Source organism: Clavibacter sp. MX14-G9D (assembly GCF_032917815.1).
GTDB classification, from domain to species: domain Bacteria; phylum Actinomycetota; class Actinomycetes; order Actinomycetales; family Microbacteriaceae; genus Clavibacter; species Clavibacter michiganensis_K.
This window is the reverse complement of the sequence record NZ_JAVCVL010000071.1, coordinates 1-12,000: the sequence shown is the minus strand read 5'-3', so window position 1 is coordinate 12,000 and position 12,000 is coordinate 1. Positions and strand designations below refer to the sequence as shown.

Annotated in this window: 7 protein-coding genes, 1 tRNA gene and 1 other RNA gene; 5 read left to right on the top strand and 4 right to left on the bottom strand. The window is 73.5% G+C overall.

The genetic code is table 11. From position 1 onward, the window contains the following. The 4 genes from Q6969_RS07910 to ffs all read right to left on the bottom strand — a co-directional run. Positions 1-2,183 (bottom strand): choice-of-anchor G family protein (locus Q6969_RS07910; RefSeq protein WP_317229944.1); only part of this gene is annotated, 2,183 nt, incomplete at its 3' end. A gap of 311 nt (positions 2,184-2,494) precedes the next feature. Continuing rightward, on the bottom strand, positions 2,495-3,685 hold the full coding sequence (locus Q6969_RS07905) for an acetate kinase (RefSeq protein WP_317229943.1): 1,191 nt from the start codon (positions 3,683-3,685) through the stop codon (positions 2,495-2,497). 76 nt (positions 3,686-3,761) lie between these two features. After that, positions 3,762-5,879, bottom strand: a complete 2,118-nt coding sequence (pta, locus tag Q6969_RS07900; protein ID WP_317229942.1) for a phosphate acetyltransferase — start codon at positions 5,877-5,879, stop codon at positions 3,762-3,764. A 105-nt stretch (positions 5,880-5,984) separates the two neighbouring features. Next, an RNA gene (gene ffs, locus Q6969_RS07895) (signal recognition particle sRNA small type) lies at positions 5,985-6,081 on the bottom strand. 108 nt (positions 6,082-6,189) lie between these two features. Between ffs and Q6969_RS07890 the strand changes: the two genes are divergently transcribed. From Q6969_RS07890 to Q6969_RS07870, 5 genes are all read left to right on the top strand, one after another. Then, positions 6,190-6,843, top strand: a complete 654-nt coding sequence (locus Q6969_RS07890; protein ID WP_317229941.1) for an SDR family oxidoreductase — start codon at positions 6,190-6,192, stop codon at positions 6,841-6,843. Between the two features lie 406 nt (positions 6,844-7,249). Beyond that, entirely contained in the window at positions 7,250-10,033 is a 2,784-nt protein-coding gene (locus tag Q6969_RS07885; RefSeq protein ID WP_317229940.1) for a LuxR C-terminal-related transcriptional regulator, read from the top strand. 48 nt (positions 10,034-10,081) lie between these two features. Continuing rightward, positions 10,082-10,169: transfer RNA gene (locus tag Q6969_RS07880), tRNA-Ser, on the top strand. Between the two features lie 272 nt (positions 10,170-10,441). Further along, the gene (locus tag Q6969_RS07875; protein WP_317229939.1) at positions 10,442-11,122 is read left to right on the top strand and encodes a hypothetical protein; all 681 of its coding nucleotides are present in this window, start codon (positions 10,442-10,444) and stop codon (positions 11,120-11,122) included. Further along, positions 11,122-12,000: aminoglycoside phosphotransferase family protein (locus Q6969_RS07870; RefSeq protein WP_317229938.1), on the top strand; the 879-nt coding region annotated here is incomplete at its 3' end. The genes Q6969_RS07875 and Q6969_RS07870, both read left to right, overlap by 1 nt.

Genomic DNA, 12,000 nt, shown 5'->3' with positions numbered 1-12,000 from the left:
TCCTGAGTACCGCCCGCGATCACCTCGTCCTCATCGGGCTCGAGGATCGCCACCGGAGCGACCACGACCGCAGCGCTCACGGTGAAGGTCACCGTGTCGCTCGACTCCACGCCGCCGACCACCTGGGTCGCCGTCGCCGTGTACGTGTCAGCCGGGAGCGCCGGGAACGTCGCCTCGAAGGCGCCCGTCACATCGTCTGCGGTCACGACCTGGTCAGTCTCACCCGGGATCGACACCGTCACGGTGGCGCCCGGCTCAGCCGTGCCGCTCACGATCACGTCCTGCGTGCCGCCCGGGATGACCTCGTCCTCATCGGGCTCGAGGATCGTCACCGGAGCGACATCCGGCGCGACCGGACCGACGGTGAACGTCACCGTGTCGGTGGTCGTCACCCCGCCGACGGTCTGGGAGGCGGTCGCCGTGTAGGTGCCCGCGACGAGGCCTGGGAACTCGACCGAGAACCCGCCACCTGCGGCGACAGGAGACGTCTGGGTTGGCTGACCGGCGATGCTGACGGTGACAGGCGCCGATTCATCGGCCGTGCCCGACACGGGAACATCCGCCGTCGTGGCGTCACCCGCGAATGCGAAGTTCTGGTCGGGAGTCGGCGACGTGATGTCGACCGGGGTGGCCGGTGCGACGACGGCCTCAGCCCGCACGGAGGCGGATGCGAGGTCGATCACGGGCCCATTCACGAGCGGGAGGAGGGAGACGCGGAGTGCGGTCACCGTGAAGATGCCGGCCGTCGAGGTCCCTTCTGGATCCTGGAATCCATTCGGACCGCCAGGCGCGGTCGTCGTCGTCTGGCGGTTGACGGTGAGCTGCACGATCTCGCCGACCACGTCGAGCACCGGTGAAAGAGAACCGATGAGCGGGGTTGTGATCGCCGTGACGTCCTCGAGCTGGAGCACTTCGCCGAGTGAGGTTCGCAGGGAGGGCAGCACTCCGCTCACAACCAGGTCGGTCAGGGGCTGGAGGATGTTGGCACCTACGGGAAGACCGAGGATCCTCGTGCCCGACACGTCGATGGGCAGGACAGCGGCGGGGTCGAGCAGATCCGCCAGAGTGGTGTCGATCCTGATGGCGACGCTGCTGGGCAGGATGCCACCGAGGATGTTCACAACGGCATTGACGTTCACGACCACGCGGGTCGAGTCCAGAACCTCCTCCAACACGGCTGCAGGAAGCAGGTTCGTGAGGATGTCGTCGACGGCGAGCGCGATGGTGTCTGCCAGCACGATCGGAGTGTTCGCCGGCTGATCGTCGAGGATCTGCCCCAGGTCGACCGAGATGGTTCCTTGGGCGACGTTGATCGTGACCGCACCGCTGGTGAGCGGCTCCGCGAGCACAGCGTTCACAGCCGCCTGCGTGTTCACCGACAACGCGATCGTGCCAGTCGGGGTCTGCACGCTCAGAGCGCGTCCGAGGAGAGGACCGAGCAGATCCGTGAGGAGGTTGTCCAGGCTCGTTGCCAGTTGCGGCTGGAGTTGCAGGGTGGTGTTCAAGCTCGGGGCGAGTGACCCCACACCATTGTTCACGGACGTTCCCAGGGCACCCACCAGCGGACTGGTGATGTTCGCATCGGCCGATGCGATGTTGTAGCCGGACGTCACCTGGCCGGCTCCGGGGTCGGTCGCCGTGGCGGAGAGCGCCCCGAGCCCGAGGGAGAGGTCGGAGACGGTGCCCGTCGCCCCGAGCTCACCCAGCAGGGGTGCGAGGTCCAGCTGGATCACGTCGCCCGAGCCTGCGTTGAGGTTGATGGCGCCCATGTCGGTCACGGCACCGGCGGCACCGGTCGCGCCGACGCTTCCTGACGACGCGTACTGGTTGGCAGCGCCACCAGCGACCGCCTGATCGAGGGTGAGGATGTCGCCGAGCTGGATGTCGGCCGCGATCTGCGCCTGCAGGAGCCCGCTGAGGACGGTGGCGTCGATGACGCCCGACTCCCTCTGCGGATCCACGGCGTCACCCGGCCGGAAGCCCGTGTAGGCACCCGAGAGCTGGGCGATGGCGGACAGGTTCGGCTCGCCGGAGAGCGTGAGGAGACGGCCTTCCGCCTCCGCTGTGTCGCCCACCGCGGCGTTCGCGGGCACGGTGCCCCCGAACGCGACGATGGCCGCGGCCAGCCCGAAGGCCGTCGCGGTCGCCAGCCTGCTTCTGCGGCTGGGCATGTGTAGTGCCATGTTGGATCCCCTCGATTGCATGGCCGGCCAGCAGCGCCCGAAGGGCGCGCGGCCGTGCGTCATCACCGAGAGGTGGCCCCCACCAGTCCCCCCGGACCCCACGAGCGTGTCATCCGCGCTCATGGGCCGACAACCCTGCGGGGCACTGGTCTGCCGGGGATGGGTACTGCGTGGTGGAACCAGTAGTGGAGCCAGTGGCGCTACCGGCCCCCAGGTGTCCCGGGGACGCGGAGGAGGCCCGTGATCCGGAGAGGATCACGGGCCTCGGAGGCGGCGCCGCGGAGGAGGAGCGGCGGGGAGGGAGCGGCGGCTCAGCCCGCCGTCGCGGCGAGCGACTGCCGCGCGATCTCCAGCTCCTCGTCCGTGGGGATCACGAGCACGGCGACGGCCGAGCCCTCGGGGCTCACGTACCGCGGCTCGGAGGAGATGAGCTCGTTGCGGTCGTCGTCGATCGCGATGCCCATGAACTCGAGGCCCGCCAGCGAGCGGCGGCGCACGAGCGGGTTGTTCTCGCCGACGCCCGCCGTGAAGACGACCGCATCCACCCCGCCCAGCTGGGCCGCGTACGCGCCCACGTAGTGGCGAATGCGGTGCCGGTAGACGCCGAGGGCCGTCTGCGCGGCCTCGTCGCCGTCCGCGGCGGCGCGCTGCACGTCCCGCATGTCTCCGAGGCCCGTGAGTCCGAGCAGTCCGCTCCGGCGGTTCAGCAGCGTCTCGAGCTCGTCGAGGCCGAGGTCGGTGTGGCGGGCGAGGTGGAACAGGATCGCGGGGTCGATGTCGCCGGAGCGGGTCCCCATCACGAGGCCCTCGAGCGGGGTGAGGCCCATGGACGTGTCGATGGACCGGCCGCCCTGCACGGCGGCGGCCGAGGCGCCGTTGCCGAGGTGCAGCACGATGATCCGGGTCTCCTCGAGCGGCTTCCCCAGCAGTCGGGCGGCGGCCTCGGAGACGAACTTGTGGCTCGTGCCGTGGAACCCGTAGCGGCGGATGCGGTGCGCGGCCGCGAGCTCCCGGTCGATCGCGTACGTGTACGCCTCGGCGGGCAGGGTCTGGTGGAAGGCGGTGTCGAAGACGGCCACGTGCGGGACGTCGGGGAACGCGGTCTGCGCCGCTTCGATCCCCTGCAGCGCGCCCGGGTTGTGCAGCGGCGCGAGCGCGGAGAGGTCGTCGATGTCGGCCTTCACCCGGTCGGTGACCACGGTCGGCTCCACGAACACGTCCCCGCCGTGCACGACCCGGTGGCCGACCGCGACCGGCGGGTTCTGGTCGAGCGACGGTCCGTGCTCGGCGAACGCGTCGAGCATGGCCTGGAAGCCGGCCGTGTGGTCGGCGATGGGCAGCTCTCGCTCGGACGTGTCGCCGCCGACCTTGTGCCGGGTGGATCCGCTCTCCTCCCCGATGCGCTCCACGAGCCCCGACGCGAGGACGGTCTCGGTGCCCATCTCGACGAGCTGGTACTTGAAGGACGACGAACCGGAGTTGACGACGAGGACGACGGGCACGGGGTTCTCCTGACGGGGGCGGCGGATGCGGTGCTTGCGGGGCGCGGGGCGCGCGGGGACGGAGCGGGTCGGGCGCCTAGCCCGCCGCGATCCCCTCGGCCTGGATGGCGGTGATGGCGACGGTGTTGACGATGTCCTGCACGAGCGCGCCGCGGGACAGGTCGTTGATGGGCTTCCGGAGGCCCTGCAGGACGGGCCCGATCGCGACGGCGCCGGCCGACCGCTGAACGGCCTTGTACGTGTTGTTGCCGGTGTTGAGGTCCGGGAAGATGAACACCGTCGCCCGGCCGGCGACCTGCGAGTCGGGCATCTTCGTGGCCGCGACGGCCGCGTCCGCCGCCGCGTCGTACTGGATGGGCCCCTCGACCGCGAGGTCGGGCCGCAGCTCCCGCACGCGCGCGGTGGCCTGGCGGACCTTCTCCACGTCGGCTCCGGCACCGGACTCCCCCGTCGAGTAGGAGAGCATCGCGATGCGCGGCTCGATGCCGAACTGGGCGGCGGTCGCGGCGGAGGAGATGGCGATGTCGGCGAGCTGGTCGGCCGTCGGATCCGGGTTCACGGCGCAGTCGCCGTAGACGAGGACGCGGTCGGCGAGCGCCATGAGGAACACGCTGGAGACGACGGAGACGCCGTCCGTGGTCTTGATGATCTCGAAGCCCGGGCGGATGGTGTGCGCTGTCGTGTGCGCGGCACCGGAGACCATGCCGTCGGCGAGCCCGAGCTGCACCATCATCGTGCCGAAGTAGGAGACGTCGGTGACGGTCTCGCGCGCGATGTCGAGCACCATGCCCTTGTGGGCGCGGAGGCGCACGTACTCCTCCGCGAAGCGCTCGCGGAGCACGGCGTCGAAGGGGCTGAGGACGGTGGCACGGCCGATGTCGATGCCGAGCCCGATGGCCCGCGAGCGCACCTCGATCTCCTCGCCGAGGATCGTGACCTCGGCGATGCCGCGGCTGAGGATGGTGCCCGCGGCGCGGAGCACCCGGTCGTCGGTGCCCTCGGGCAGCACGATGCGCTTGCCCGCCGTCCGCGCGCGCTCGATGAGGCCGAACTCGAACATGAGCGGCGTGACCACGTCGGAGCGGCTGACGTCGAGGAGCTCGAGCAGGCGGGAGGTGTCCACGTGCTGCTCGAACGCGGCGAGCGCGATGTCCATCTTCCGGGCGGACTCGGGAGAGAGCCGGCCGCGGGTCTGCGTGATCCGCTTGGCCGTCTCGTAGGTCCCGAGCTCCGTGGAGATGATGGGCAGGGTCTGGTCGAGGCCCGAGACGAGCGTCTCGATGGTGGGCGACAGGGCGAAGCCTCCGTTGAGGACGATGCCCGCGACCGTGGGGAACGTCTCGGAGGCGTGCGCGGTGAGGACGCCGAGGAGCACCTCGCTGCGGTCGCCGGGGATCACGACGATCGCGCCCTCGGTGAGGCGGGCGAGCACGTTCTCCATCGACATGGCGGACACGACGACGCCGAGCGCCTCCCGGCTGAGGAGGGCCGCGTCGCCCTTCACGAGCGTGCCGTCGACCGCGTCGAGGAGCTCCGCGACGGTCGGCGCCACGAGGAACGCGTCCTCCGGGATCGCCCACACGGGCACGTGCGGGGTCCGCGCCTGCAGGGAGGCCGGGATCGCGGCGGGGATGGCGGCGGTGATGGCGTCGAGGGCGTCCGGGTCGGCGCGGTTGACGACGATCCCGAGGAGGCCCGCGTGCGCGGTGACGAGCTCGGGGACGGCGAGGTCGGCGATCTGGCGCATCTCGTCGGGGCTGCGGCCGCCGGACTCGTCGGAGCGGCGTCCGGTGAGCACCAGCAGCACGGGGGCGCCGAGGTTCGCGGCGATCCGCGCGTTGAACGACAGCTCGGTGGGGCTGCCGACGTCGGTGTAGTCGCTGCCGACGATGACGACCGCGTCGCACTTCGCCTCGACGGCCTTGTAGCGCTCCACGATGCGGGAGAGGGCGGCCTCGGGATCCGCGTGCACGTCGTCGTAGGTGACGCCCACGCACTCGTCGTAGTCGAGGTCGACCCCGTCGTGCGAGAGAAGCGCCTCGAGCACGTAGTCGCGCTCCACGATGGAGCGGGCGATGGGCCGGAACACGCCCACCCGCTGGATCTGGTGGGTGAGGGTGTCGAGCACGCCCAGCGCGACCGTCGACTTGCCCGAGTGCCCTTCGGCGGACGTGATGTAGATGCTCCGAGCCATGCCCGCAAGCCTATGGGCGTCGCCTGCACGGCGGCCGGACGGATCCTGGGCCGCGCGGGCCGCGACGCGATCCACCACGGAGCGCTGAGGCGCGCCCGATTAAAAGGAGAAGACCCCTCGCGCACCTGCCAGAGCCCGGCTGCCCTTGCTGCGTCTCCGCCCTGGGGGAGTTCACCTGGATGGCACCACGCGAGGAGCCGACACCGAGTGTACCCGACCCGGCGGGCCCGTCAGTCGGCCCGTCGGTCGGCCCGCCGTCGGGCCCGCTCCGCCCAGCGACCGGTCACGAAGCGCGCGTACCGTGGACGCCATGCGCATAGTCATCGCCGGAGGACACGGCCAGATCGCCCGACTGCTCGAACGACGCCTCGCCGACGCGGGCCACCAGCCCGTCGGCATCGTCCGCAACCCCGACCACTCCGCCGACCTCGCCGAGGCCGGCGCGGAGGCCCTCGTGCTCGACCTGGAGGAGAGCGACGTGGATGCGGTCGCGGAGGCGCTCCAGGGCGCCGACGCCGTGGTCTTCGCTGCGGGCGGTGGGCCCGACTCGGGCCCCGAGCGGAAGCTCACCATCGACCGCGACGGCGCGATCCTGCTCGCGGACGCCGCCGAGCGGGCCGGGGTCCGCCGCTACGTGATGATCTCGGCCATGGCGGTCGACGGGTTCGACCCCGACAGCGACGACACCTACGAGATCTACCAGCGCGCCAAGTCGGAGGCGGACGCCGACCTCCGGGCGCGGGACCTCGACTGGACCATCGTCCGCCCGGGCGGCCTCACCGACGAGCCCGGGACCGGCCGGATCCAGGTCGGCACCTCCACGGGCCGGGGCACCATCCCCCGCGCGGACGTCGCGGAGATCGTGGCGACCGCGCTCATCGACGGCACGGGCGTGCGCGTCCAGTTCGAGGCGGTCTCGGGCGAGGAGCCCGTCGCCGAGGCCATCGCGGGCCTCCGCTACTAGCGCCCGCGGACGGGGCCCGAGCGCCCATCCGGATGACGGTCCCCTCCTCCCCGGAGGGGGCCGTCATCCGCTTCCGGGCTGCTGAGGCACCCGGGTCGTGCCGCGGTCGACCTCGCCGGCCCGACGGCACCCGAAGCCGTCGTCGGCCCGCGCGTCGCCGCACGTGTGCGCCGGAGCGCACCATCCGGAGCATCCCCATGCCCGGACATGTGGAACACGCTAGGAGGGGCATCGGGTGTCCCCCACAGTGCGGACTACTTATTTCCGTGACGCATCCGATCAGTAAGCGTGGGTCCGCCTGGCCTGATCCCCGTATTCCGGCGAGTATGGGAACTCAGGGTCCGCGCAGCCTCGGGGGATGCGGCGCGTTCCACCGCTCTTCCGCGACGGGGGTCACATGAAGCAGATGACGCACACCTACCCACGGGCGAGCGCACGACCGGCGAGCACCTCCGCCGGACGGGGCAGCCGCGCGCGCGACCTGGAGACCCTCGAGCGCTGGCTCATCGCGGGCACCAGTGCCGTCGTCACGGGCAGCGTCGGGTCCGGTCGGAGCCACGTCGCCGGCCGCGTCGCCGACTCCCTCACCCGCGCCGGCCTCACCGTGATCCGCGCCCACGCGTCCACGCCCGACCTCGCGGAGGTCCTCCGCCGGGTCATCGACCAGGTGCCCGGCATCCGCGCGCCGCGTCCGCTGCCGGCCGCGCGCCCGATCGTCGTGATCGACGACGCCCACCTCATGCCCGCCGACCTGCGCGCCGCCCTGGTGGACGCCCGCGCGCGCGAGCGCTGCACCCTCCTCGTCACCGTCGACGACGCGGGCAGCGACGCCCGCCGCCCCCGCGGTCGCGACGCCGAGGCCGGCGGGGACGCCGCCGCGCGCATCGCGCAGGCCGCCTCCGAGGTGCTGGGGCTCTGGCGGAACGGATACGCCGAGCGGCTCGACCTCGCTCCGCTCGACACGGCCGAGGTCGACGCCATGGTCGACTCCCTCGCGGGATCGGTGGCGCTCGACAAGGCCACGCGGGTGCAGATCCAGCGGCGCAGCGCCGGCCGCCCGTTCCTCGTCCGCGAGCTGACCTTCGAGGCGCTGGAGGCGGACGGCAGCGCCCGCACCGTCACCGGGTACGCGTTCCCGAGCCCGCACGCGCCGCGCGCCCGCATCCTCGAGCTGGTGTCGTCGCGCGTGTCGATGCTGGGCGACGACGAGCGCAGCACGCTCATCCTGCTGGCCCGGCTGGACGGCGTGCCGTACCAGCGCGCCGCCCGCCTGTTCGGCGAGACGATCCTCCGGGTGCTCGGCGCGCGCGGGCTCGCGCGCGTCCAGGGCCAGGGGGACATGATCCTCCGCGCCGACCTGCTCGAGGCCGAGGCGGCCCTCGCCCGCACCGATCCCGACGCCGTCGACGTGCTCACCTGCCGCGTCGTCCGCGCGCTCATGCAGGAGGCCGCGAACGGCGTGCCGCTCAGCCCCAAGGAGAGCCTGCTCATCGCGCGCACGCTCACCGAGTCCGGACGGCGCGAGGCGGTCGAGCGCTTCGGCGCCCCGCTCCTCGCCGCCGTGCACCTGGTCGCGGCCCGGCTCGCGAACGACGTGGGCATGACCCACGACGCGCTCGCGTTCGCGGAGATCGCCGCCGACGGCGGATCGCCGGCGTACGCGGCCTGCGAGACCGCGCGGGCGCTCGTGGTCCTCGGCAACCCCGGACGCGCCATGGACCTCCTCGAGGCGCTGGACCAGACGGGCCTCACGCCCGCCGAGCGCGTCGAGGTGCTCCGGTGGCGCGTGCTGACCACCCGCGCCGCGCTCCCGGGCACCGAGCGCATGCGCCGCGTGCTGGAGGGCCTCGCCCACGGCCAGGACCCCCGCGACGACGACGACGTGCGCGCGCAGGCGACGGTCATCGGCGCCGTCATGGCGCTCGGCACCATGGAGTGGGAGGCGGCGCTGACGGCCGCCCGGGAGGCCGGCGCGCTCGCCGGGAACCCCCGCGTCCGCATCCGCGCCCAGCGGACGATCGTCCTCGCGCTCGGCCATCTGGGCCGCGGTGCCGAGCTCGGCGTGGAGATCGACGCGGGCCTCCGGCTCGTGTCCACCCGGTCCGCGTGCCGCGGGACCTACGACGACATCCTGCTCGAGGAGGCGCGCCTGGAGCTGCTCTCGGCGAGCGCCTTCAGCCGACGCCTCTGCCGCCTCGACCTCCCCGACCTCGAGCGGGAGCTCGACACGTGGGTGGAGTCGGCGATCGCGCAGGACGCGCAGTGGTTCATCCCCGTGCTCGGGGCCATCACGGGCGGCGTCGCCCTCGACCTCGGGCGGCTGGACCGCGCCGAGGCCGAGCTGAGCATCGCCGACGACCGGCTCGTCGGCCCCGACACCGGAACCTGGCGGCTGTGGATCGGCATGCAGCGCGCCCGCGTGCTGGCGCTGCGCGGACGCACCGACGAGGCCGAGCGCATCGCCGCGGACATCGCGCACCGCGCCGACCCGCGATTCCCCTACCAGCGCCTGCTCGCCGAGGGCGTGCGGGTGGAGATCATCGCCGCGCGCGGCCGGCCCGACGAGGCCGCCGCCCTGCTGCTCGACCTGGGCGAGCTCAGCGGGGACGCGTACGCGCTGCGCGCCGGCATCCTGTTCCGGGCCTGGATGCTCGGATCCACCGAACCGCGGCTCCTCGACGGCGCCCGCCGGGTGCGGGACCGCACGGACGTCCCCGCGCTGCACGGCATGGCCGAGGTGGTGGAGGGCTCCCGCACGGGCGACGCCGCCCTGGTCGAGCAGGGGGTCCGCACGCTCGAGGAGGCCGGGCTGCACCAGGAGGCCCGCACCGCCTGCGAGGAGCTGCTGCGGATGCTCGCCTCCGACGACGCCGGACCGGCGCTCGCCTCCGCGCGGGCGGCCCTCGCGCGCATCCAGGCCCGCATCGACCGCGGCACGCCCGCCGCCGCGACGGCGTCCGCGAGCCCCACCCTCGACGTCAGCATGCTGACGCGGCGGGAGCTCGAGATCGGCGTGCTCGCGGCGCAGGGCCTCAGCAACCGGGAGATCGCCGGACGGCTCTTCCTGTCCGTCCGCACCGTCGAGTCGCACCTCTACCAGGCGCGCGCGAAGCTCGGCGCGCCCTCGCGTCGGGCCCTCGCCGGGCTCCTCGACACACCGGGTGCATCGAGGCTGCTCTCGGGCAGGTAGTATCGACGGGTGCCGCCGCGCGTTCCTGACGCCGACGGCACGCGTCATGGAGGATTCGCCTAGTGGCCTATGGCGCACGCTTGGAAAGCGTGTTGGGTGAAAGCCCTCAGGGGTTCGAATCCCCTATCCTCCGCCAGACGAGATAAGAGCCCCGACGGACCGCGGTCCGGCGGGGCTCTCGTCGTCCCGGGTCGCGCCGGCCGCGGTGCCCGCTGATGCGCGGATCCGCGTCCGGTTGTACCCCGACCGGGCGCAGCTGTCCCCCATGGCGCCCACGTCGCGTCGAGGTGCGCGCACCTAGGCTGGACCGGTCGTCCCTCCCGCGTCGCGGGCGCCACCGCCCGCGACGGGCGGCGTGCCGGGCGGCCACGGGCGCGAGGACGGCGCCGGACGACGACCGGAGGCGACGTGCACCACGACGGCGACCCGGCCCCCGCCTCCCCCCTGCGCCCGGTCGACGGCGGCGACGGCCTCACCACCCTCATCCGCCCCCGCCGCGCGCTCCTGCGCCAGCTCGGCCTCGCGACGCTCGCGCTCGTAGTGCCGCTCGGCGCGGCCCTCCTGGTGCTCGCGATCCCGACCGGCAACGCGGCGGCCGTGATCCTCGGCGTCGCCGTGGTCGTGCTGCTCGGCTCCCTCCTCGCCGTGCTCTACCTCACCTCCTACGTGCGCATCACCCTCGCGACGGGCGACGTGGAGTCGCGCTTCCTGGGGCGCCGGACGCGCGTGGCCCGCACCGCCGTGCACGGCCTCCTCGTGGTGCACGTCTACCAGGGGCTGACCCTCGACACGCAGCCGCGCCTGTTCGTCACGGACGTCGACGGCCGCCTCCTGCTGCGCCTCAGCGGCCACGTGTACGACCTCCTGACCATGCGCTCGATGGCGGCCGGCCTCGACCTCCCGCTCACAGAGCAGGCGAAGGTGCTGACCATGGCGGAGCTCCGCGGCAGCCGGCGCGGGATCCTCCCCTGGTACGAGCGGTCGCGCGTCTCGCTCGCCGCGGTTCTCGTGCTCCTCGGGGTCGGCGTGATCGGCGCCGTCGTCGGCATCATGGCGCTCACGGGCGTCCCGCTCTCCATCCGGCTCTGATGGATCCCGCGGCCGAACCGGACCTCGCCCCGCTCCTGGCGCGCTGGCGGCTGGAGCCGGACGGCCCTCTCCTCCGGACGCCCAGCAGCGTGGTCGCCCCCGTGCGTCGCGACGGCTCCCGCCTGGTGCTCAAGGTCCCGACGGTCGAGGAGGAGCGGCGGGGCGGTCGCCTGATGGCCGCGTGGGCCGGACGCGGCGCCGCGCCGGTGCTGGCCGCCGATCCCGACGGGACCCTGCTCATGGCGCGCGCGGACGACCCCGGGATCCTCGAGCGGGAGGCGTCCGCGACCGGGCCCGACGCGACCGGCGCCGACGCGGACGCGCGCGACGACCGGGCGACGCGGATCCTCGCGCGTGCCGCCGTGCGCCTCCACGGCGTCGCGCTCGACCCGCGGGCCGTCGCCGACGCGGTGCCGCTCGACGCCTGGTTCCGCGAGCTCCTCGACCCGGTCCGCCCGCTGCCGCGCTCCCTGGACCGCGGCGCGGGGATCGCCCGCGAGCTCCTCGCCGGATCCGCCTCCGGCCCCGCGGCGGTGCTGCACGGCGACGTGCACCACGGCAACGTGCTCCGGTTCCCCGGGGAGGGCGCGGACGCCCGGGACGACGAGGCGGCGACCTGGCGGGCCATCGACCCCAAGGCGCTCGTGGGCGACCCCGGCTTCGACACGGCCAACGTCCTCTGCAACCCGACGCCCGCCGTCGCCCTGCGGCCCGGTCGGCTCGCCCGCCGCGCCCGCGTGGTGGCGGAGGAGACGGGACGGGACGTCGACGCCGTCCTCGCGTGGACGGAGGCGTGGTGCGCGCTCAGCGCCGCCTGGGACGCGGCGTCGCCCGCGCAGGCGGGCCGGGTGGAGGCGCTGGGGCGCATCCGCGCCGTC